The organism is Chitinophagales bacterium, from assembly GCA_016787225.1.
In the GTDB taxonomy this organism is placed as follows: Bacteria; Bacteroidota; Bacteroidia; order Chitinophagales; family JADJOU01; genus CHPMRC01.
This window is the reverse complement of sequence record JAEUUY010000019.1, coordinates 80843-105064: the sequence shown is the minus strand read 5'-3', so window position 1 is coordinate 105064 and position 24222 is coordinate 80843. Positions and strand designations below refer to the sequence as shown.

22 protein-coding genes and 2 tRNA genes are annotated in these 24222 nt (G+C 36.9%); 12 read left to right on the top strand and 12 right to left on the bottom strand.

From position 1 onward, the window contains the following. Positions 1-2 precede the first annotated feature (2 nt). From JNL75_06630 to efp, 4 genes are all read right to left on the bottom strand, one after another. On the bottom strand, positions 3-818 hold the full coding sequence (locus JNL75_06630) for an SDR family oxidoreductase (protein MBL7789494.1): 816 nt from the start codon (positions 816-818) through the stop codon (positions 3-5). A gap of 76 nt (positions 819-894) precedes the next feature. Then, complete coding sequence (gene accC / locus JNL75_06625; protein ID MBL7789493.1) at positions 895-2265, bottom strand: acetyl-CoA carboxylase biotin carboxylase subunit; 1371 nt, start codon at positions 2263-2265, stop codon at positions 895-897. Positions 2266-2340: 75 nt separating this feature from the next. Beyond that, positions 2341-2829 (bottom strand): acetyl-CoA carboxylase biotin carboxyl carrier protein, encoded by a 489-nt coding sequence (gene accB, locus JNL75_06620; protein ID MBL7789492.1) that lies wholly within the window; start codon positions 2827-2829, stop codon positions 2341-2343. Between the two features lie 55 nt (positions 2830-2884). Continuing rightward, positions 2885-3451 (bottom strand): elongation factor P, encoded by a 567-nt coding sequence (gene efp / locus JNL75_06615; GenBank protein MBL7789491.1) that lies wholly within the window; start codon positions 3449-3451, stop codon positions 2885-2887. A 272-nt stretch (positions 3452-3723) separates the two neighbouring features. On the opposite strand from efp, the gene mdh reads away from it, so the two are divergent. Then, positions 3724-4659, top strand: coding sequence for a malate dehydrogenase (mdh, locus tag JNL75_06610; protein ID MBL7789490.1), 936 nt, complete (start codon positions 3724-3726; stop codon positions 4657-4659). A 327-nt stretch (positions 4660-4986) separates the two neighbouring features. After that, positions 4987-5060 (top strand) — tRNA-Arg (locus JNL75_06605). A gap of 594 nt (positions 5061-5654) precedes the next feature. On the opposite strand, the gene JNL75_06600 is transcribed toward JNL75_06605, so the two are convergent. The 3 genes from JNL75_06600 to JNL75_06590 all read right to left on the bottom strand — a co-directional run bounded on the left by JNL75_06600 (position 5655) and on the right by JNL75_06590 (position 6629). Beyond that, positions 5655-6245: a hypothetical protein gene (locus JNL75_06600; GenBank protein ID MBL7789489.1), complete on the bottom strand. Its 591-nt coding sequence runs from the start codon at positions 6243-6245 to the stop codon at positions 5655-5657. Continuing rightward, positions 6232-6465, bottom strand: coding sequence for a hypothetical protein (locus JNL75_06595; protein MBL7789488.1), 234 nt, complete (start codon positions 6463-6465; stop codon positions 6232-6234). Before JNL75_06595 ends, JNL75_06600 begins: the two co-directional genes overlap by 14 nt. A gap of 90 nt (positions 6466-6555) precedes the next feature. Continuing rightward, a tRNA-Asp gene (locus JNL75_06590) sits at positions 6556-6629 on the bottom strand. 229 nt (positions 6630-6858) lie between these two features. On the opposite strand from JNL75_06590, the gene JNL75_06585 reads away from it, so the two are divergent. The 7 genes from JNL75_06585 (at position 6859) to JNL75_06555 (ending at position 14309) form a co-directional block, all read left to right on the top strand. Continuing rightward, complete coding sequence (locus tag JNL75_06585) at positions 6859-8085, top strand: alanine dehydrogenase (GenBank protein ID MBL7789487.1); 1227 nt, start codon at positions 6859-6861, stop codon at positions 8083-8085. A gap of 15 nt (positions 8086-8100) precedes the next feature. After that, positions 8101-9330 (top strand): anthranilate synthase component I family protein, encoded by a 1230-nt coding sequence (locus JNL75_06580; protein ID MBL7789486.1) that lies wholly within the window; start codon positions 8101-8103, stop codon positions 9328-9330. Positions 9331-9362: 32 nt separating this feature from the next. After that, positions 9363-9926, top strand: a complete 564-nt coding sequence (locus tag JNL75_06575) for a glutathione peroxidase (GenBank protein ID MBL7789485.1) — start codon at positions 9363-9365, stop codon at positions 9924-9926. A 26-nt stretch (positions 9927-9952) separates the two neighbouring features. Next, positions 9953-11395, top strand: a complete 1443-nt coding sequence (locus tag JNL75_06570) for a hypothetical protein (GenBank protein ID MBL7789484.1) — start codon at positions 9953-9955, stop codon at positions 11393-11395. Between the two features lie 71 nt (positions 11396-11466). Next, the gene (locus tag JNL75_06565; protein ID MBL7789483.1) at positions 11467-12828 is read left to right on the top strand and encodes a dipeptidase; all 1362 of its coding nucleotides are present in this window, start codon (positions 11467-11469) and stop codon (positions 12826-12828) included. Between the two features lie 24 nt (positions 12829-12852). Next, entirely contained in the window at positions 12853-13221 is a 369-nt protein-coding gene (locus JNL75_06560; protein MBL7789482.1) for a GxxExxY protein, read from the top strand. Positions 13222-13235: 14 nt separating this feature from the next. Then, the gene (locus JNL75_06555) at positions 13236-14309 is read left to right on the top strand and encodes a glycosyltransferase family 4 protein (GenBank protein MBL7789481.1); all 1074 of its coding nucleotides are present in this window, start codon (positions 13236-13238) and stop codon (positions 14307-14309) included. Here JNL75_06555 and JNL75_06550 read toward each other — a convergent pair. The 5 genes from JNL75_06550 to JNL75_06530 form a co-directional block, all read right to left on the bottom strand. Next, entirely contained in the window at positions 14273-16114 is a 1842-nt protein-coding gene (locus JNL75_06550; GenBank protein ID MBL7789480.1) for a sulfatase-like hydrolase/transferase, read from the bottom strand. The two genes, JNL75_06555 and JNL75_06550, sit on opposite strands and share 37 nt — an antisense overlap. A 7-nt stretch (positions 16115-16121) precedes the next feature. Continuing rightward, complete coding sequence (locus JNL75_06545; GenBank protein MBL7789479.1) at positions 16122-16823, bottom strand: hypothetical protein; 702 nt, start codon at positions 16821-16823, stop codon at positions 16122-16124. A 64-nt stretch (positions 16824-16887) separates the two neighbouring features. Next, the gene (locus tag JNL75_06540) at positions 16888-17445 is read right to left on the bottom strand and encodes an inorganic diphosphatase (protein MBL7789478.1); all 558 of its coding nucleotides are present in this window, start codon (positions 17443-17445) and stop codon (positions 16888-16890) included. Positions 17446-17522: 77 nt separating this feature from the next. Continuing rightward, positions 17523-18665, bottom strand: coding sequence for a DUF4105 domain-containing protein (locus tag JNL75_06535; protein ID MBL7789477.1), 1143 nt, complete (start codon positions 18663-18665; stop codon positions 17523-17525). A 71-nt stretch (positions 18666-18736) separates the two neighbouring features. Further along, a complete protein-coding gene (locus JNL75_06530; protein ID MBL7789476.1) occupies positions 18737-19636 on the bottom strand; it encodes a hypothetical protein in 900 nt (299 codons plus the stop codon). 63 nt (positions 19637-19699) lie between these two features. Here JNL75_06530 and JNL75_06525 point away from each other — a divergent pair, with 63 nt between their 5' ends. The 3 genes from JNL75_06525 to JNL75_06515 all read left to right on the top strand — a co-directional run bounded on the left by JNL75_06525 (position 19700) and on the right by JNL75_06515 (position 24164). Then, positions 19700-21181 carry a proline--tRNA ligase gene (locus tag JNL75_06525; protein MBL7789475.1) on the top strand — a complete coding sequence of 494 codons (1482 nt, stop codon included), beginning with the start codon at positions 19700-19702 and terminating at the stop codon, positions 21179-21181. Between the two features lie 131 nt (positions 21182-21312). Next, on the top strand, positions 21313-22680 hold the full coding sequence (locus tag JNL75_06520) for an ATP-binding protein (GenBank protein MBL7789474.1): 1368 nt from the start codon (positions 21313-21315) through the stop codon (positions 22678-22680). Between the two features lie 11 nt (positions 22681-22691). Further along, entirely contained in the window at positions 22692-24164 is a 1473-nt protein-coding gene (locus JNL75_06515) for a DASS family sodium-coupled anion symporter (protein ID MBL7789473.1), read from the top strand. Positions 24165-24222: the final 58 nt, after the last annotated feature.

The following is a 24222-nucleotide window of genomic DNA, read 5'->3' as shown; positions in this document are numbered from 1 at the left end:
AACTATTCCTTATCCATAAACATCTCCATCACCTCCTCACTGACTCCTGTAAATGAAAATCCTCCATCATGGAAAAGATTTTGCATAGTGACTTTTTTCGTAAGGTCAGAGAACATAGTGATACAATAGTCTGCACATTCATCCGCAGTTGCATTTCCCAGTGGCGACATTTTTTGCGCATAGTTATAGAAGGCATTAAATCCAGCTATCCCACTACCCGCAGAGGTTTTGGTAGGCGATTGTGAAATAGAATTGACTCGTGTACCATTTTTCTTGCCATAATAGTATCCAAATGATCGAGTAATGGATTCTAGATAAGATTTATTATCTGCCATATCTCCATAGCCAGGGAAAGTTCGCTGTGCTGCTATATAGGATAATGATAAAACAGAACTACCTGCAGCCAATGCATCTAATTTCCAAGTTGCTGCCAAGGTTCTATGCAGGGAAAGGGCTGAGATATCCATTCCTTTGATAAAATCATCATGCACAGACTCAGCATAACTTCTATTCTTGCGAATATTGATGCTCATACCGATACTATGCAGAACAAAATCAACTTTACCGCCAAAATGTTCCATTGCCTTTGAAAACAAATTTTCTAGGTCTTCATTTTTGGTAGCATCTGCGGGTATTACAGGTGCATTGCACTCTTCAGCTAATTTATTAATTTCTCCCAAGCGCATAGCCACTGGTGCATTGGTTAAAATAATTTGCGCACCTTCTGCATGAGCCCGCTGAGCTACTTTCCATGCTATAGAGTCCGCATTGAGTGCACCAAATATGATTCCTTTTTTTCCTTTGAGTAGATTATACATATCTTTTGAGTTAATAGCTACTAGTTGTTAGTTTCGAGTTACACTTGAGACTAGTAACTAGGAACTTGTTACTAATTTATTTTTCCAGTTTCTTTATTTCTTCGATATAGTCCCATTTATTGAGGAAACCAGTATCGAAATTACCTTTGACAAAATCCTCATTATTCATAAGTACCTTATGGAATGGAATGGTTGTATTGATGCCTTCTACTACGAATTCTTCTAGAGCTCTTTTCATTTTCTGAATTGCCTCTTCGCGTGAGTGCGATCTGCAAATCAATTTCGCTATCATACTATCATAATAAGGCTGCACAGTATATCCAGAATACGCTAAGGTATCTACACGCACACCAAATCCTTTTGGAGTATGGAATGCGCCTATCTTACCCGGATGTGGGGCGAAGTCGCGCAACACATTCTCAGCATTAATTCGAACTTCAATAGCATGAACACCACGCTCTGGAGGGAAATATTCTGAACGAGTTATTTTCTCACCAGCAGCTATCATAATCTGCTCCTTGATGAGGTCAAAATCCATTACTTCTTCTGTCACCGTGTGCTCCACTTGAATTCTCGTATTCATTTCCATAAAGTAGAAATTCTTATATTTATCTACAAGAAACTCAATGGTTCCCATCCCTTCGTAGTTAATTGATTTTGCAGCCTTCTTAGCCGCTTCACCCATTTTCTTTCTTAACTCAGGATCTACAAATGGAGACGGACATTCCTCTACCAACTTTTGATGACGGCGTTGAATAGAACAGTCTCTTTCAGATAAGTGTGTGACATTTCCGTGTTGGTCACCAGCTACCTGAATTTCAATATGTCTTGGCTCTTCGATATATTTCTCTACATAGCAACCACCATTGCCGAATGCAGCAGTAGCTTCACGGGTTGCTGTTTCGAAATTAGATTGAAAATCCTCTTCTTTCCATACAATACGCATTCCTTTACCTCCTCCACCTGCAGTAGCTTTTATGATTACAGGAAAACCCATTTCTACAGCTACCTTTATTCCTTCCTCTACATCTTCTATTAATCCAGGTGAACCAGGCACCACAGGAACTCCAGCCTTTATCATAGTGTCCTTCGCTGTGATTTTATCACCCATAAGGCGAATCATTTCAGGTGTAGGACCGATGAATTTCACCTTATATTGACTACATATTTCAGCAAATCCAGCATTTTCAGCCAAAAAACCATAGCCTGGATGTACTGCATCCGCACCTGTCAATTCTATGGCTGCTATGATATTAGGAATATTCAAATAGGACTTAGAACTCTCAGGAGGACCTATGCAGATAGCCTCATCTGCGAACTTTACATGCAAGCTATCCTTATCCGCAGTAGAATAAACTGCCACCGTTTTGATACCCATTTCACGAGCGGTTCGTATAACTCTAAGTGCAATTTCGCCTCTATTGGCTATTAATATTTTCTTAAACATTTAATCCAATTAATAATTAATAATCAATAATTAATTTTGATTCTGTGTGAGCACAGATTTCTTAGAAATTAATTATTATTCTACTACAAATAAAGGTTGGTCGTACTCCACTGGACTCGCGTCGTTGATTAGTACTTTAGTAATAGTACCTGCGACATCACTTTCTATTTCATTAAAAAGCTTCATAGCTTCAATAATACAGATAACCTGACCTACTTCTACTCGGTCGCCTACTTTTACAAATGGATCCTTATCTGGTCCTGAAGAACGATAGAAAGTGCCAATCATTGGCGCTTTGATAGTCTTTTCATTACCACCTGATTTGGCTGCAGGTGCTGCTTTTTCTTCGTTATTAGTAGCTATTGGAGCTGGAGATACTGCTGCGGTTTGCGTCACGGGAGCAGCTGCCATAGGCATCGAAGTCACCACCCCTCCGCTAACTACTTGGGTAAAACTTTCATTACTTTTCAATTTAATCGAAAAATTTTCTTGCTCTATTTTTAATTCACCAATTCCCGACTTGCTAAACATTTTTACTAGTTCTTGGATTTCTTTAAAGTCCATAATTTTTAGATTTTAGGTTCAAATATATAATAAAATTGATACTAGGATATATTAATTAAGCTTTTACACGCTCCATATAAGCACATGAGTCTGTATTTATTTTGATTAGGTCACCTTCATTCACAAAAAGTGGCACTTGAATCTTTGCGCCAGTTTCTACAGTTGCTTCTTTTGTGGCATTAGTAGCCGTATTTCCAGCCACGGCATCATATGTTTCCGTAACTTTTAAAGCTACCGAAGCTGGCATTTCTACCGTCAATGTTTCTTCGGTCTCAGCATGGAGAAGCATTTCCACGGTTTGCCCTTCTTTGAGCAATTGTGGATTATTAATCATATCCCCATCTATCGCCACTTGGTCATAGGTTTCGTTATTCATAAAATGATATCCAGACTCATCGTTATAAAGATATTGAAATGCTCTTCGTTCCACTCTTGCTGTTTCAATTGAATGACCAGCTGGTATGGTTTGCTCTACTACTTTCTTGGTTTTTACATTTTTAAGTTTTGTTCTCACGAATGCTGGACCCTTGCCTGGTTTAACATGAAGAAAATCTACAACTACCCATAGATTACCATCGATAACCATGCATAGTCCTTTCTTTATTTCCGACGTACTTGCCATTTTGTAAAATGATTTAAAATAATTAGAAGGCAAACCTAATAAAATAGATTTAAAAGACTTAAATTCCTTTTTACTTTTAATTCTAAATATTTGATTTTAAATATTTTGTAATCCAATCATAACTTCAATATCTTAGAACTGTGATAGCCTTCACAATATTGTGTTTTTTTAATTGATTTCTTGAAAATTAATTGGAATTATCAATTTAAAATGATAGAAATTTGCGCTCTTTAAATTTAATCAATTATTTACAATTTTAAAACTAGATTAAAATGAAAATTACCGTAGTAGGAGCAGGTGCAGTAGGCGCTACATGTGCAGATAATATTATGAGAAAAGAGCTTTGCGAAGAACTCGTATTGCTCGATATAAAAGAAGGATTTGCTGAAGGTAAGGCTTTAGACATGACCCAAACAACTTCACTTCTTGGATTTGATACCAAAGTAATTGGAAGCACTAATGATTATAGCAAAACTGCAGGTAGCCATGTAGCAGTTATAACTTCGGGTATACCACGTAAACCAGGCATGACGAGAGAAGAATTGATAGGTATCAATGCTGGCATTGTAAAAAATGTCACAGAAAATTTATTGAAGTTTTCTCCTGATTGTATCATTGTGGTGATTTCGAATCCTATGGACACTATGACCTACCTAGCCTTGACTAGTTCAGGACTACCTAAGCATAGAATTATAGGAATGGGGGGAATTTTAGATAGCAGCAGATTTAAAACATATCTACAGCAGGCTATCGGATGCTCTCAACATGACCTTCAGGCTACCGTAATTGGTGGACATGGCGATACGACCATGATTCCTTTGACGAGATTAGCTACTTATCAAGGAGTACCTGTGCATAATGTGTTAACAGCCGAAACCGCAGCTAAGGTAGCTGCTGATACCATGGTAGGTGGGGCTACACTCACAGCTATGCTTGGTACTTCTGCGTGGTATGCACCAGGTGCTGCAGGTGCAGTACTTGTAGAGTCAATAGTGAGAGATGAAAAAAGAGTATATCCTTGCTGTGTCAAACTAGATGGCGAATATGGACAAAATGATATTTGCCTAGGAGTGCCAGTAGTAATAGGAAAGAATGGCTGGGAAAAGATTATCGAACTAGATTTGAACGAAGATGAAAAAGCACTATTCTCTAAATCTGCAGATGCAGTGAGAAATATGAATAGTGTATTAGCCACTTTGTCTCTTTAAAATAAAAAAGGAGTGCATTTATTTTATTATATATTTGCTCTCCTTTTTAAAATTAGGTTGCGTAGCTCAATTGGTACTGACGAAGCCTTGCTTGTCAGTATGCCGACCGAAGCGTCGGCAATAGAGCATCTCAACGACAGCGTCGGGAAGATTTGGGGTTCTCGAACCCAAGAATAAAATCGAAGCAAAAAAGGTTGCGTAGCTCAATTGGTACTGACGAAGTTTACTTGTCAGTATGCCGACCGAAGCGTCGGCAATAGAGCATCTCAACGACAGCGTCGGGAAGATTTGGGGTTCTCGAACCCAAGAATAAAATCGAAGTAAAAAGGTTGCGTAGCTCAATTGGATAGAGCACCTGACTACGGATCAGGAGGTTTGGGGTTCGAATCCCTACGCGACCGCAACGAAAAATGCCTCCAAGTTTCTCGGAGGCATTTTTGATTTATAAAGTGATTGAATTTAATAAAAGATTAGGGTATAAATTTTACAACTCAAAAGTAAGAAACTTAGCTTGTCACTATAACAACCAAAAGCGCTAGCAATAGAGCATCCCGACCGCGAGCGTCGGGAAGGTTTGGGGTTCGAATCCCTACGCGACCGCAACGAAAAATGCCTCCAAGTTTCTCGGAGGCATTTTTGATTTATGGAGTGATTAATTTAATTAAAAAATGAGGGTGTAAATTTTACAACTCAATTCTTATTAACGAAGTTGCAAACTTCGCCTAACGCTGCACGACTTCAACTATAGACTAAGGATATCAGAGTTTTTCTCACAGAATACACGGAAATCACGGAAGTTTTTCTCTGCATTTTTTGTGTCTCACGGAAAACGCAGAATACACAGAAAAATTTAGTAAATCCCTTGCTCATCTTTATCGCTACAAAGCAAGCTTTTATTTTGTAGACTACAAATTTACTAACACTTCAACGAAGTCACAGACATTCGCCGAACTGCGTCACGACTTCGACTGCACCCTACAGCGAACAGAGTCACACTATGTCGAATGAGGAATAATAACATTGACACTATCTAAAGTCTTTATAATTTCATTTTTTTCTCCAATAAACTCAAACTTTAGATAAATAACACTTTTACCATGAAATAATTTATTGAAAGATATAATATACTTATTTTCAAGATAATTAAAACGAAAGCTAGGAATACTGGGATAATAAGCAGTAACTTCAAACTGATCTATTGGATAATTTGGACTTACTATTATTTTAAAACTACTATCTTTATATATCCGTGTCAAAATTATAGGCACACTAAGTAAAGTAGTATCTAAGTATTTAAAATTTTTAGTTATGCTTGATATCTCATCAAAATCATCTATTTTAATTGAATAATATGGAGAATCAAAACCAGAATACCACTCGAGTTTCTTTGATTGATTTAGTTGAGTCAAATAAGTAAATTGGCCAAAGGGTTTATTGTCCTTTATATTCATAACTACCCACTTATCATCATCAGCTTTTAGTACTATCTTTTTAGTGCCCTCCTTCACTTCTAATATTGGTGAAGTACAGGAATTTAATAAGATAATTATTCCGAAAAGTTTTTTTATTAATTTATTTTTTATCATATGTTCTTATTGTATCGCCATTACCATGAGTTGATAATCTACTTGAAACTGCATTTCCATCTTTATCATAATGAATATGAGTTGTTCCTGTTCCATGAGTTTCCTTTTGACTATCATTAATCTTATCAATAATCTTCTCGCCATTACTTATTGTTGTTGCAATTCCCTGTTCGGCGCAGTCTCTGACTGCGTCGCGGTGTATTGAAATCTCTGATTTCATGTCTCTTTCTCAATTGTTACAAAAATAACTTTTATTTACAAAACCACAAAGCTATCTAATAAAAAAAGGGCTCCTAACGGAACCCTTCTGCGGTCTGGACGGGACTCGAACCCGCGACCCCATGCGTGACAGGCATGTATTCTAACCAACTGAACTACCAGACCATCTACTCACAGCCGCATTGAGATTATCTCTGCTAAGCAATCCCGATTAGAACATCGAGACGTAAATGACAAATGCTTTTGTCAAAAGCGAGTGCAAATATAGAACTATTTTACAATTGGGGTAGAAAAAAATCATTACCTCGGTTATGTTTGATAACCAGTGATATTCATTCGGTTAATTAAATTAAAATAGCTTAAATTTGTTCAAAACACAGATAGAACTTTATTTATGTCTCTGAGTCAAGTTACTGATTTATCTCAAAATGTCACCAAATACGAATATTCTACACAAGAACAACCTATAGTCGTAGGTGAAAAGAAAAATAGTTTCTCGATAGGTGTACCTCGCGAAAAAACCTTTCAAGAAAATCGAGTAGCCTTGACCCCAGAATCAGTCCATATGTTATCTCATCATGGTATAAAGGTACAAATTGAAACCGGTGCAGGAAATTATAGCCACTATTCTGATAGAGAATATTCTGAGGCAGGTGCTGATATAATTTATGAACAACACAAAATTTACGACTGTGATATTATACTTCAAGTGACTCCACCTACTTTGGAGGAAGTGGAACACATGAAAACCCATCAAACCATATTTTCCCCGCTTCATCTTCCATCAATGAAGAAAAAAGTCGTAGAGAAAATGATGGAGAAAAAAATAACAGCGATTGCTTATGAATACCTTCAAGACGACTGGGGAGCCTATCCTATAGTTCGTGCCATGAGTGAAATAGCAGGCGGAGCGGTCGTATTGATAGCATCGGAATATCTGAGCACCGTCAAAGGTGGCAAAGGAATTCTACTAGGTGGCATCACAGGAGTACCACCTACCAATGTAGTCATATTGGGGTCTGGCATAGTAGGTGAGACTGCTGCCAAAGCCGCATTAGGACTGGGGGCTACTGTCAAGATTTTTGACAACTCTCTGTACAAGCTCAAACGTATTCAAAATAATCTCGGCAGAAATATCTACACATCTGTATTATCCTCCATTACGCTATCGCAGGAATTGAAAAATGCAGATGTGGTTATAGGAGCATTACATTCTAAAACTAGCCGCACACCCATTCTTATTTCAGAATCTATGGTCATGAACATGAAACCTAATTCTGTCATAATAGATGTGTCGATAGATCAAGGTGGATGCTTTGAAACAAGTGAAATGACTAATCATGATAATCCTACATTTATAAAGCATGATGTCATACACTACTGCGTACCGAATATTCCATCACGGGTATCTCGAACAGCATCTATCGCTTTGAGCAATATATTAGCCAATACCATGATTCAACTTCAAAATGCTGGCGGTATCAAGCCTCTCATTCAATTCTCCAAAGGGGTGCGACATGGGGCCTACTTGTTTATAGGCAATGTATGTCATCAGCACTTTAGTCAAATATTAGGTGAAAAATTTATCGACCTCGATTTGATTTTTCTTGGCGATTTATAATTCTTTCATAAGTCGATGATAGATTTTTTTTCTGTAAAGTACGAAAATACAGAAACCTTCAATGCAAAGTTGCTTGTCTGGGCTCAGCGTTTTTCTACATTTATATTTCTAGATTCCAATCAAAATCACGATCGCTATGGAGAATTTGATTTTATTCTAGCGGTTGATGCACTAGACTTCTATACAGAAATCGAGGAGTTACAATCTGGGAAATTTTACTTCGGACACATTTCCTATGATACCAATACAGATGCAATACCTTTTGTAAACTATGGCTCAACCTATTTTTTCGAGCCCAGATATATTTTATATGGCAAGAATGAAAGGTTATATTTCAATAGAAATGCAACAGAGAGTTTGGCTATCCTTGATGCTATTATAGAAGAGAACGTAGAACCTTATAGCATACCAAAGTTTGAATTTCAGGAGCGAACTTCGGCTTCAGATTATCAAGATAATATTTATAAAATACAAGAGGCTATTCGAAAAGGTCAGTTTTATGAATTGAATTATTGTGTTGAGTTTTTCAAGGAGAATATCGAATTGAACCCTGTATCTACCTTTCTTGAAATCAATAAGCATGCTCGCTCTCCTATGTCAGCTTTATTGAAATATGATGGCAAATGGGCATTGTCATTTAGTCCTGAACGTCTGGCATGTCTACGAGGCAATAAACTCATAAGCCAACCTATCAAAGGAACAGCTCGTAGGGATTTAACCTCACCTAAAAATGATATAGCAATCAAAAACGAGTTAGCTACAAGTATCAAAGAGCGTGCCGAAAATACTATGATAGTAGATCTCGTAAGGCACGACATGACGACTTATGCTGAGACAGGCAGTATAAAAGTGGAAGAATTGTGTGAGATTTATACCTTTCCATTTGTACATCAAATGATATCTACCATATCGGCTCAGTTGAGAGATAAAAATGATGGCAAAAAAGCATTAAAGAAATTGCTCCCCGCAGGCTCTATGACTGGTGCACCGAAGAAAGAAGTTATGCAATACATAGCGCAAATAGAGAACTTCCACAGGGGTTTGTATGCGGGAAATATTGGTTATTTTGCACCGAATGGTGATTTTGACTTCAATGTCGTTATCCGCACACTCTACTATGATGCCACTATACAGAGACTATCACTTGCCGTAGGTGGAGCAATTACCTTGCTGAGCGATGCGGAGAAAGAATATCATGAATGTTTGTTAAAAGCAGAGGGGATTAGGAAGTTTTTTAGAGGATAAATCTTATCTTTGAAGATTAAATTTTAAGCGAAATGAAAAAATGGTTTTTCTCACTACTCAATTCTTTTGGACTGCTCAATAGTCAGAATAATTTTCCAGAGCTCAAGGAAAGTTCGATTTACGACTTTACGATGAAGACAATTCAAGGAAAAGATAAATCGATAGCAGATTATAAAGGCAAGGTTATTGTCATAGTCAATGTAGCTAGTAAATGCGGACTCACACCTCAATACAAGGAATTGGAAGAGGTTTTCAAAAAGTATAAGGATCTGGGTTTGGTAGTCTTAGGATTTCCCGCCAATGAGTTTCTAGCACAAGAACCGGGTGACAACAAACAGATAGCTGAGTTTTGCCAAGTGAATTATGGTGTCAGCTTCGATATGTTTTCCAAAATCGTAGTGAAAGGTCCTGAAATGCATCCATTCTATCAGTTCCTAACTCAAAAGAAATACAATAATCTGCAAGATGCTGATATCAAGTGGAATTTTCAGAAATTCATATTCGATAAGCAAGGAAAAATGATCAAGGTGGTATCTCCAAGAGATCATATCAACTCAGCAGAAAATATCCAATTAATTGAAAGTTTACTGAAATAATTATCTCCCATTTTCGTTACTTCTGCATGCTTCGTAATGCTATAGGACTTTTTTTATTTGTTTGTTTCATTACTTCCTGTGAAAAGGAAACAATTGATAATAGCACTAGGTTTCCCCTGAAGTTTTCGACGGATACTCTTACCTTCGATACGATATTTCAAACCTTAGGCTCCGCTACGAGGTCTTTTAGAATCTATAATCGTTCTAGCTCCACGCTCATTATAAGTAGAGCCTATCTTTCTCAAGGCACGAATTCACAATATCGTTTCAATATTGATGGCTTATCGGGTGTGAAGGCTGAGAATATTCGTATTTTACCCAATGATAGCCTTTGGGTATTTGCAGAAGTTACGGTTAATCCCAATCCTAGTAACCCTATTCTAGTAATGGATTCTATTATTTTAGAAACCAATGGAAGTCGTCAGATAATTATTATGCGAGCGCTCGGGCAGAACGCCTATTTTCATTATGGGGAAGTCGTACAATCGAATACCAATTTCTTAAGTGATAAACCACATGTCATTATAGATAAACGCACCAATTCTGGCACCATACCCGGTTTATTGATAGCTAATGGAGCTACGCTTAATATTGAAGCAGGATGTAAACTACATTTCGCCAGTAGCGCTGGTATTATAGTTCAAGGTAGCTTGAAATGCAATGGTACCAAAGACAAACCGATTCACATGCGAGGGTTACGATTAGAAAAATCCTATATCAAGGCTGCAGGGCAGTGGTTAGGGCTTTTATTCGAGCGCAATAGCAAAAACAATGTCTTATCATATACCACAGTCGATGAATCTGCGTTTGGGATATGGTTGGGCTTTCAGCCACAAACCAATTTTGGGCAAATGACCAATAATAGTACCCGTGCCGAAATTTATCTTAAAAATTCTACTATTTCCAATGCTTTTTATTGGACACTGAGAAGCATGAACTGCAAGGTAGAAGCTGATAATTGCCAATTTTTCACTTCAACAGAATATTTGGTGCAGCTATTGCTAGGTGGCGATTATCGCTTCCGCAATTGTACCCTTTTTAATATTCAGAGTAAGGATAAAAAAGGAAATCTCCTACTCGCAAATCAATTTTATGATGAGGATGGAAAGCAGACCTATAAAAATAAATTAGAGAATACTTGTTTCTTTGAAAACTGCATTATCAACTCCAATGCAGATGAAAGTATAATTTTGGATATTGACAAACCATTAAACACCGATGCGGATTATAGTTTCAGAAATTGTAATTATAACTCTAAATCAAACCTAACTTCGCCTAGTTTCACCAATGCTCAAGTCAATCAAAATCCTCTATTTGAAAGTACGGTGATAGACAAAGAAAATCTAAAACTCAAAGCCAACTCGCCTTGTATAGACAAAGGATTATCCAACAGTCTATTAGACGATATCAAAGGCGAACCCAGACCTAAAGGCAGCGGTACAGATATCGGGGCGTATGAGAGTTTTTAGAATCAAGTTAATCTCTCTACTATATTCAACTGGTTTTTTTACTAACTTTGCCAGCAAAAAATCGCAATTTCATGAGTACATATAAATCTACGGTCCAACATAACAAAGAACAATATCTCCAAGAACTCATCGAACTTTTAAAATTTCCATCCATTTCAGCAGACCCTGCATATAAGCAAGATGTGATGAATTGTGCACGATTCGTATCTGATAAAATGAATGCTATTGGATTAGACAAAGTAGAAATTATCCCTACCAAAGGCTATCCTGTGGTGTATGGAGAAAAGATAATCGATGCGACTAAGCCAACGATTTTGGTTTATGGACACTACGATGTACAACCAGCCGATCCAATAGACTTATGGACTTCGCCTCCATTCGAGCCTGTCATTAAAGATGGAAAAATCTATGCTCGTGGTGCCGCAGATGACAAAGGACAGTTTTATATGCACTTCAAAGCATTAGATATTTTACTTTCTGAAAACAAACTGAACTGCAATATCAAATGTATCGTAGAAGGGGAAGAAGAGATAGGCTCCGAGCATTTAGAAGAATTTGTCAATCAATATAAAGACAAACTCAAAAGCGACTGCATCGTGATATCGGATACGTCTATGATATCCAATGAACATCCATCTATCACGACTGGTTTGAGAGGTTTGGCATATATGGAAGTAGAAGTCACAGGACCTAATAGAGATCTCCATTCTGGAGTATATGGCGGTGCGGTGGGTAATCCTATCAATACCTTATGTAAAATGATAGCCTCTATGCAGGACGAAAATGGTACCATAACAATCCCTCATTTCTATGAAAAGGTAGAGGCGGTAAGCGATGCAGAGAGAGCAGCTATGTCCAAAGCACCTTTCGATATTACCGAATATAAAAAGCATTTAGATATTGATGAAGTTTTCGGAGAGAGGGAGTATGCAGTATTAGAACGCGTGAGCATTCGCCCTACACTCGATGTGAATGGTATCTGGGGCGGCTATATCGGCGAAGGAGCGAAGACAGTTTTGCCATCGAAAGCGTACGCTAAAATCTCAATGCGATTGGTCCCAAATCAAGATTATCACGAAATTTCTAAGTTGTTCGAAACACATTTCAAGTCGATAGCTCCACCTTATGTCAAGGTAAAAGTAACACCGCATCATGGTGGCGAGCCCGCTGTCACACCTACCGATAGTAAGGCTTATAAAGCCGCTGAAAAAGCAGTAGAGACCACCTATGGCAAAACACCTATTCCATTGAGAACAGGAGGTTCTATTCCTATCGTATCAATGTTTAAACGAGTATTAGGTATCGATACTGTTTTGCTTGGTTTTGGACTCGATACGGATGCTATCCATTCGCCAAATGAACATTATCATGTCTGGAACTATTTAAAAGGGATTGAGACGTTGTGTTGCTTTTATGAGGAAATGGGAAGGTAGCCACGAATTCACGAATTTCTTTTGATGATTTTTCTAAAAGAAGAAAGCTATAAAATAATTGGACTATGCATGGAAGTGCATAATCAGCTTGGAGCTGGGTTTCTAGAAATTGTTTATAAAGATGCGCTTGAATACGAAATTAGAAAAGAAAATATTCGTTTTGAAAGAGAGAAAAAGTTTGAAGTAAATTATAAAGGAATAGTTTTGCCGCATAACTTTTATGCAGACTTCGTAGTTTTTAATGAGATAATTTTAGAAGTTAAATCTACTTCAAACTTATGTGATGCCGATATAGCACAATGTTTAAATTATCTGAAGGTTTCACAATGTAAACTGGCTATTTTAGTAAACTTTGGAGAAAAAAGTCTAGTATATAAGAGAATAGTATTATAAAAATTCGTGAATTCGTGGCAATAAAACTAGGACTCGACGCTAAGCGCGCATTTAACAATCACTCTGGACTAGGGGTCTATAGTAGAGGAGTTATAGAAGAATTAGCTAAAAACTTGCCATGTGAAAATCTAGTTCTCTTTACTCCAAAAAGGAAAATATGGCATTCTTCTTTGACTACTATTACTAGCAGATTAGGAGCGCTGTGGAGGTCGTTTGTTGTTTATTTTGACTTGCTGAAATATGATATAGAAGTCTATCATGGCTTAGCAGGTGAGTTGCCTTTTTTTATTCCTAAGAAAGTAAAAACAGTAGTCACGATTCATGATCTTTTATTTCTTCGTTTTCCGCAGGACTATCCATCGATAGATAGAGTGATATATCATCATAAAGCTAAATATGCCTGCCGAAAAGCAGATAAAATTATAGCTGTGAGCGAAGTTACAAAACAAGAAATCATTCGTTTTTATCACATAGATGAAGAAAAAATAGAAGTAATACCTGTTCCTATTTCGGATAAAATTCTACATAAACAAGAAAAACCATATCACAAAGATTATATCGTTTGTATCTCGTCCTTTATCGGTAGAAAAAATCAAGATGTATTAGTCAAAGCATTTGCGAAAATAAAGGACCAGGTCACCTACGATTTGATATTCATAGGAGGAGGTAAACGTAAGAATGAAATTATTCACTTATCGAGAAAAATGAAATGTGAGACTAGAATTCAATTTTTAAGTAAGTTGACAGATACAGAGAAATTTAACTACTTAGACCATAGTTTGTTTTCAGCATATCCCAGTAGAGGTGAGGGTTTTGGGATTCCTATCTTAGAATCTTTTCTTTACAATAAGCCGATTATACTTAGCGATACTCCTATACACCGCGAGGTGGCAGATGAGGCAGGTATTTATTTCCGAGACAATGATGTGGGTGACTTGGCTGAGAAGCTTTTAGTTGTGCCAACATTAATCAAACATAATTTTACAGAATTGGCACAACAAAGAATAGCAAATTTTCAAGCTGAAGATGTAGCAATAAAACTAAAAGAAATTTATTTTTCCTTAATAGATCGGACACCGCGAATTTGATCCGCTAAATACTGCAATATCGCTTGGGGATAACTATGTTGCATGACTAAGTCTTGATTGGTCGTATCATAAGGTCGCCATACATAATCATAAGAAATAGCAGAAGTATCGGTCTGATAAAGATATCCATTGACAAAAGCACTAATACTATATCTATTCATATCTGAAAAATGATTTCTAGAAAACTTTAGATAGTTTTTTTCTTTCCAGTTCAAAAGATATGATAGCGTAGCGGGTAGGTTTTGCTGTGCGAATAACAAACTATCCTTATACCCACGAAAGCTTGAATTTAAGCCATGAGAGTAAAACAATAAAGGAATATGATACCTTTCCTTACTCGCAATATCACAGTCATTAGGCATTTTATGCGAATGGTCAGAAATGATAACAAATAGCGTATTCTTAAATTTTTTATCTTGACGAACCGCAGTAAAGAAATTTTGCAGTTGTTTGTCGAGATAGGTTACACTCTGCAAATACATTTTTCGTTCAGACGAGTATATCTTTAACTTGGGTATATCAAATGGCTCATGCGTGCTCAATGTCAATGTATGCAGAAAAAAAGGAGATTTCATTTTTCTATATTGTACTATCAATTCTTGAAATAAATATTCATCTGGTACACCTAAACTCTGCAATTGTTTTTCTTTAGAGAAATTCAGAATATCAATAATTGTATCAAAACCGATTTCGGTTAGATAAGCAAGCATGTTGGCGAATTCCACATTACCGCCGAAGACAAAACGCGTATCATATTTTCTATCCTTCATAGTTGACACTATACTTGGCAAATCTGATAACGCACTCACATTATCTGTCAAACTATTATATGGAGTAGCTAGACTTCCAGATAAAAGTGCTCCAAGGCCTTGCTCCGTGCGTGAACCCACAGCGTATGCATTTGCAAAATAGTAAGAAGAATCTATCAAGGACTCTAGAAAAGGCATATATGAACTATCCCTATTATGAAGTTTCAAAACCTCAGCGCTTACGCCTTCCAACGTTATCAGCACGATGTTAGGATTACCTTGAAAATTGAATAATTTGACATCTTTTGATTGCCCTAAAGTTTGAATTTCGTGAATTCTATGCAATACTATATCTTCTGACAATTTGCGGTATGGATTAGTTTCTAAGAACTTTTGATTTTCAACCAATACATTGAAAAAATTCCAAGTACTATTGATAGCAGCCATATTGTAGGTTCTATGATCACAGAAAAAAGCATCGCTTTGATTGCGAGGTATTTCTCGAAAGCCACCTCGAAGAACTAGAAAACTAATTGGCATTAAAATCAATAAAATGAATACACGTCCATACCATGGGGAACTTCCTACTTTCTTGAAATCCAAATATTTCAAACTATAGTGAAAAATAAATGAGGTCAAAGCAAGAAAAAAGATTGCAAACAAGCCATTAATCCACGATACATTTTTCAGCATTTCCCCTATGTTTTTGAGATAAGGATAAGCACGAATGCTAAAAATACTATCCCAATATTTATAAAGTATAATATCCCCCAGTGAAGCTAATGCTTGAATGAGTATGAGTATAAATAAAGCGACTGTCAAGACTTTATTTTGAGCATTCTGAGTCAACCTAGATACTATTAACTGAATGAATAAAACTAAAAAGACAACAAGCAAGCTAACTCCCAAATCAAAAGCTAGCCCTGTCCACATACTGCCAATAATCAAGGTGAAATCAAACCGAGCGGGAGATAGTAAAATGAAAAGTAAACGAAAAAACTGGCAGATTGCTAACTGAAAAGTTAATAATCGCACTAAACCAAAGAGAGTTTTCAAAGGGCTCTTAGTTCTTCAATTCAAACAACTCTGGTTTGATTTCAGCATTAATTATGTATTTGGTAATTTTTAGATCACCTTGCATAGCACTAGACATAGCCATAGGTAGCATAAAGCCATCTACAAGCTTATAATCCGAAAATGTAGAGACAAATTCTTTCTCTTCACCTTCTACTTCAGTCTTGCTAATTTCTTTTACAACCAGTTTGGAATCTTTTTCAATGTAAATAGTCTTTTCCTTACCATCAGGTTTTTTGCAGAGCAAGACATAGCATTCCTTTTCGTCCACCTTATCTTCAGGCAATACGGTATAAGTAAATCCTTTCTTTTCATAATCGATAAAGTCACCCTGAATATCCAATCTACTTAACATTCCCTTATGAGCCTCTTCTGGCATAGCCTCAGGCTTGGACTGACCTCGCATCGGGAAATAACTGTAAGCAGCTTTGGTATTGATCAGCATAAAACAATCCATCCCCATGATCTGCATATCCATGCGAAAACCCGTATTGTGTGCAAAAGTAAGTGTAAGCGGAAATTCCATACCTTGCCGATTCGAGATACACTCCATTTTCATCGTTTTGAGGCTAGTTATCTTGTCCTTTCCACCTCTTGCTTTCAGGTTCATTTCTATGATATCATTGGCAGTTTGACCCTTAGATGTTAAGGTCAATAAAGTAGTAAATAAAACGAGAAATATTCGAACCATATAATTTTTTTTAGCTAAGATAAGGATTACTTTGTATTCGACAACTTAAAATTCGTTTAAATTTTCAAATGATATTGTTGGAATTTACAAGCTTGTCATATGCCACAAAACTTTCCTCTACAATTTGCATAGCAGCTTCACGATTCAAAAAATCCGCCACAACAACATGTTTCTTCTCTAGTTTTTTATATTCCTCAAAAAAATTTCTCAATTCTAAAAGACTGTGTTCTGGAAGTTCGGATATATCTTGAATATGATTCACACTAGGATCTCCAGCACATACAGCTATGATTTTATCATCAGTGTCCCCGCTATCTATCATTCGCATAACACCTATCACCTTCGCAGGAACTATGCATAAAGGAACTATAACTTCTGAAGTCAATATCAAAATATCTAGTGGATCACGATCTCCACAATAACTTTGAGGAATAAAGCCATAGTTTGCTGGATAATACATCGAAGAATAGATAACGCGATCTAATCGCAGCAATCCACTTTCTTTATCAACCTCATACTTAGCTCGGCTACCCTTTGGTATCTCGATAAGACCATTCACTAAATAAGAGCCTAAATTGCCTCTGCTCACGCCATGCCAGGGATTAGTTTTTTCTATTTTCATGATTGTTTAATTTTTTATGAAAATTATTGTATGTAAATTATAGCCATGGAGCTGAACCTAATGATGTGCTTCTATTATCAATCCCTCTTCAACTTATAATGAAAATGCACACTTGTAATGATAAAAGCAGCAATAATAAGAGTTCTACTTGCAGCGTGTATATCTTGAACTTTAAAAAATATAGCTAAAAGAGCCAATCCAAAGCAGAGTTGGACGATACGTTTAAACCATAGCCATTCCTTCTTAGCCATGAGTGCATACCCGTAGAACACAAATAGTGGATTCAGCCACAGTAAATTCAAATTATTTTTTGTCACTGAATGTTCAGTAAAAAACCATTCAAAACCTATGACCAAACCTCCAATACCTAGGATAAAAAATAAAATGCCATAAAAACTATGCGACCATGCAGGTTGCCACCATTTCAAAACTAGAACGCATAATAGGAGAATAATTGCAAAGGCATTGGGTGACCATAGCCAAGACCAGCTAGAAGAAACACTAGGTGTTTCTGGTATTAAGACAGACTCACTAGACACTAAGCTAGCTCCCTGTGTCTTAGACAATGCTATGGACTTGGCTACAAATTCTGGCAAAAAACAATATTCTCTTGCACTTGCTCTTCTATCTACTGGCAGACCTAGTGCCACGTCCATTCCCCAATCTATCCATGGTACAGAGTTTCGGGCATTCGCATGAATATGCTGCCGAAATGATTTTTTATCCTCTTCCTCATAAAATTTCATCTCCACCCCTATACAGTTTTTCTCCAAGACTTCTATAATCTTCGTGGCACAATTATTGAATAAAAAATCATATCGATAATATTTATTCTCTTCACGAATATTCCATTCTAGAAATTGCAATAAACTATCTCTTTGAGCAGAGGTTAAATTTAGGATTTGCTCCTTGACCTCACGCTGCTGATAGACATATTGAGCCATGAAATCGTTCATAGATTCCTTACCTACCATATAATCCAATTTCCCCAAACAAAACTTCGGAATAAAATTAGGGTCATGAAAATCGAATAAACCATAATTATATACCCAGTCAATCCCCTGCAGACTATCTTGATAGCGGATGGCTGAATGACCAAATGTGCTGTATATCTCGTCGCCTCGGCTGCAAGTAAGAATACTAAATTGCTGCGCATTTATCTTTATGTTCATAAATAAAAATAGAATAAACAGCTTTATATTGATAAATATCTTTTTCATTTCCAATTATTTAAATACATATAAGATCTCTGCTTTAACTTTAAACTTTTCACTTTCTACTTTTCACTAAGTTATAACCATTTCTTCCTCCAAAACCATTGAAAAATTATAATTGTAATCAAAATCATAAATAACCACACAATCTTATAACCATGCACATAATCCAGCTCTGGCATAAATTTAAAATTCATACCATAGACGCCTACGATAAATGTCAAGGGTAAAAAGAAGGCAGAAAATACAGTCAAGATTCTCATAACCTCATTTGTACGCTGCGATGAGATAGACATGTAAAAATGCATGAGATTATTAGCATCCTCGAGACTTTGAGCATAGACAGACTGTAAATGTATTTGCGTATCTTTGAGGTCGTTAAGCGAAACTTTATCTTTTGATGAGATACCATTTACCACAGTCCCAGTCATTTGAAGTAGTTTATGTGCAATATGCGTTCGGCGTTTTAGAAAATATAAATTTTTCATCACCATAGGTGATAGTGTTTTGAGAAATACTTGCTCTTCATAGCTATCTATTTCCTCGGCCAATTTCATAGAGGGCTTATCATAGGTTTTAAGAACATACCATAAGAGTCTTACCACCAATTCATTTGGAGAATGACATTTCGCATTATCATAAAACTTCATTTTCACTTCTTCGATAAAATCGAGTGGTAGGCGATGTATGGTGATAATAAAATTTTCATTGTAAAATATAGCCAACTTAGATGTCGCTTGCTGTATAGTATGTACTTTGGTGTGATGATGATTTTCGATAAGTAAGCGTGAAATAATAAATTGATAACCATCTTGACTTTCAATTTTGGGCAAATGGTCAGGCTCTAGACAATCTTTAATTGAGTAGGGGTGAATACCAAAGCGCTCACCCAGCTCTAATAGCTCATTTTCTTTTGGGGTCGTGACATCTAGCCACTGAAAAGACTTATGCCCTAAGGACAAATCAACGATAGACATTTACAACTCTATTAAATATCAAAAATACTATTTTCTTATCTTTGTCACTTTATTTAAATTACAATGAGCGATTTTTTAACGAAGAGAAGTGAGGATATTAGTCAGTGGTATAATGACTTGGTATTAAAAGGTGGATTGGCCGATTACAGCGATGTGCGAGGCTGCATGGTCATCAAGCCCTATGGCTATGCCCTTTGGGAAAATATGCGCGATGCCCTAGATAAAATGATTAAGGACACCGGTCACGTGAATGCCTACTTCCCACTATTCGTTCCTAAGAGTTTGTTTGAAGCCGAAGAAAAAAACGCCGAAGGCTTCGCCAAAGAATGTGCCGTGGTGACGCACTATCGCTTGAAAAATGATCCTGATAATAAAGGCAAGCTCATAGTAGATCCAGAAGCCAAGTTGGAAGAAGAACTTGTCGTGCGTCCTACTTCAGAAGCCGTTATCTGGAATACCTATAGAAAATGGATCGAATCTTATCGTGATTTACCATTGCTTATCAATCAATGGGCGAATGTCGTGCGATGGGAAATGAGAACTAAACTTTTTCTCCGTACTGCAGAATTTCTATGGCAAGAAGGACACACCGCTCATGCCACGAAAGAAGAAGCTATCGAAGAAACCGAGAAAATGCTTGGAGTTTATGCTGAATTTGCCGAAAAATATTTAGCTATTCCAGTTTATCAAGGGAAGAAAACAGAGAGTGAGCGCTTCGCAGGTGCGGATGACACCTTGTGTATTGAAGCCTTGATGCAAGATGGCAGAGCATTACAGGCGGGTACTTCTCATTTCCTTGGTCAAAATTTTGCTAAGGCTTTTGATGTCAAATACCAAACCACAGAGGGTAGAGACGAATATGTATGGGCTACCTCATGGGGTGTTTCTACACGATTGATAGGAGCTTTGTTGATGACACATTCCGATGATAATGGTATCGTGATGCCGCCAAAAGTAGCTCCGCATCAGGTCGTATTTGTGCCATTTCTACACGAAAAAAAGCCAGAACAAAATCAAGTCTTGCTTGATAAATGTAATGAATATGTAGCACAATTCAAGGCCAAAGGAATTCGTTGCTTAATTGATAAAGACTTAACTAAACGTCCTGGCTTCAAATTTGCTGAGCATGAGCTCAAAGGAATACCAGTGCGAATTGTATTCGGACCAAGAGACCTCGAAGAAAATGTAGCTGAGGTAGCACGCCGAGATAATTTGACCAAAGAATCTATCTCGCAAGATAATTTAGTAGAGCATGTAGAAAAATTGTTAGACGATATTCAAGCCAATATCTTCAATAGAGCTAAAGAATATCGCAATACCAATACCCGTGAATCTGTGGACTATGCCGACTTTAAGAAAAAGATAGAAGAAGGTGGTTTCGTGCTGGCCCACTGGGATGGCACTGCGGAGACCGAAGAAAAAATCAAGGAGGAAACCAAGGCTACAATTCGCTGCATTCCTTACGATTTCGAGCAAACTGATGGAAAATGCATATATAGTGGCAAAGAAACAAATCATAGAGTCTTGTTTGCGAGGGCGCATTAATTTACCCCCTACTTTGTGTTCCATTTTTTATTTTTTTACCCCTACTTTGTGTCATATTTTTAAATAAATTACCCCTACTCTGTGTTTTTTTATTTATAATTGTGCTTTAATTTCAGCGCTTTATAAGTAAAATGGAATTTTATAGAAAAATACAGCCAAAACTTCAAGAATGGCGACACTATAATAGCCGAAAACCCCTCATACTGAGAGGGGCTCGCCAAGTAGGTAAAACGACGGCTGTAAATGAGTTTGGTGCGAGTTTTGGTCAATATATCTACCTCAATCTTGAAAAACCGAAAGATGTGGCACATTTTGAGGATTATAAAGATATCAATGAACTGACGCAGCGCATATTTTTCGCTCATAACAAATCAACTCAAAAATTAGCAGATACCCTCCTCTTTATAGATGAAATTCAGGAGCGCCCCAAGGTTATGAATTTGCTGCGCTATTTCTATGAAGAACTACCTGAACTTTGTGTAATAGCTGCTGGGTCTATGCTCGAGAGTTTATTTGACCATCAATACCAATTTCCTGTAGGTCGTGTAGAGTATTATGTACTTCGTCCTGCCAATTTTGAAGAATTTCTTCATGCTAATCAAGAGACGGCTGCTCTGGAGATCATAAATACGATACCCTTGCCCGATTATGCAACAGATAGATTGTTTGATTTGTTTCATACTTTCGCACTCATAGGCGGCATGCCAGAGATCGTCAAGCAATACGCGCTCAGCATAGATCTAAAATCACTCCAACGCTATTTTCAGTCTATCATCAATTCCTATTTAGATGATGTGGAGAAATATGCGATTTCTTCGGCTCAAGGTCAATATCTCCGATTTGTTATCAAATCTATGTTTTCTGTAGCTGGTTCGAGGATAAAATTTGAGAATTTTGCCAACTCCAACTATAAGTCTAAGGATATGGGCGAATCGCTTCGCACCTTAGAAAAAGCGATGATACTCAATCTCGCTTATCCTACGACACATCATACCTTACCTCTCCTGCCTGATTATAAAAAATCTCCTAAACTACATATCTTAGATATTGGCTTATTAAATCATTTCGTAGGATTACAATTAGAAATATTGAGTAAAAAAGAGCTCAGCGGTGTTTACCAAGGTGCTATGATAGAATTATTGGTAGGGCAGGAAATTAAATCAACCCAGTATGAGTCCCTAGAGCCTTTGCATTTCTGGGTTAGAGATAAAAAAGGTTCTGATGCCGAGATAGATTATTTGCTTAATTTTAATGGAAAATTGATACCTGTAGAAGTGAAATCTGGGAAAATAGGCAAACTAAAATCGCTACTAATGTATATGGATTTAGCACCTCATACCATGGCCGTGCGCGTCTATGGAGGCAAATTATCGATAGATACTGTTACAACACCTAAAGGAAAAGAATTCAAACTACTAAATTTACCCTATTTCTTATCATTTAAAATGTATGAATATTTGGGATGGTTTGAGAATTATATCCAAAAGGAGGTAAAATAAACTTAACAGTCATGGCAAAATCAGTAATACTAAAGTCTTCATTCATTAAAATATTTATAGGCCTATTCCTTGCCGTCCTTTTTTATGCTATTAACCCATTGAATGTTTCCGAGTTAGCAAACAAAACATTATTTGTAGCTATCCTGATGATTAGCTGGTGGGTGTCGGAAGCACTTCCTATGCCAGTGGTAGGTTTAGTTCCACTGATTTTATTTCCACTCTTAAAGATTATGAGTATTGATAAAGCTGCTTATTCCTACGCGAGCCCTATTATCTTTCTATTTCTAGGTGGCTTTATGCTCGGATTAGCCATAGAGAAATGGAACCTTCACCGCAGAATTGCTTTAAGTATTGTAAAACTAACAGGAACTAGCGGCAATCGGATTATTATTGGCTTTATTCTAGCTACAGGACTATTGAGTATGTGGCTGAGCAATACGGCTACCACCATCATGATGTTACCCATAGCGTTGTCTATCATTCATGTCATGAAAAAAAATTATTCCGGTAATGGAAATTTGGATAATTTTTCTCTTGTACTTATGCTTGTTATTGCTTTTGCCTCTAACATGGGAGGCATAGCCACCATAGTAGGCACGCCGCCCAATATTTCCTATGTAGGTCACATTTATACTCAGTATCATCATCAGATAGACTTTATAGACTGGATGATGGTCTGCACGCCTTTGTCTATTGCTCTTATGATAACCCTCTATTGGATTCTTGCAAAATGGTTATATCCTAATCATATAAAGTCCAGCTCAGAAACTAAAGCTATCATAAATCAGCAATATAAAGATTTAGGTAAATTTTCTAATGCTGAAAAACGCGTTCTTATTGTATTTATCTTTACTTCTACACTTTGGATTACAAGAGGAGTAATTAATAAGCTCAATCCATTTTTTCAATTGGATGATACGATGATAGCTTTGATTTCCACTATAGCTTTATTTGCTATCCCAGCCGGAATGAAGACTACCGAAAATCAATCCGGCTCAGAAAATCTTCTTATTTGGGAAGATTCAAAAAAAATGGCTTGGGGCATTTTATTGCTTTTTGGCGGTGGAATAGCTCTGGGTAAAGGCTTAGAAGAGGCACAACTCGTTCAGCTTTTAGGTAATTGGTTGGCGAGTTATCAAATCAAGGGTTTTATGATGATACTCATCATCACTACTATATCCATTTTTATTAGTGAACTGACGAGCAATGTGGCTCAAGTTATAATTTTTGCACCAGTAGTATCGAGCTTAGCGAGCGCTATGGACATCAATCCGCTCATGCTAGGTGTTCCAATGACCATGGCCGCTAGCTGTGCAAGCATGCTGCCCATGGGTACTCCTCCCAATGCGATTGTATTCTCCAGTGGTTATATAAAACTAAGACAAATGGTTTATGCTGGTTTTATTCTCAACGTGGTTTCTATAATCTTAATATCTTTATTTTGCTGGTTTTTGATACCATTGTTTATGGATTATAAATTATAAATCAGGTATTATATGTCATTAGTACATATAAAAAAAGCTGCCCTTAGGCAGCTTTAGT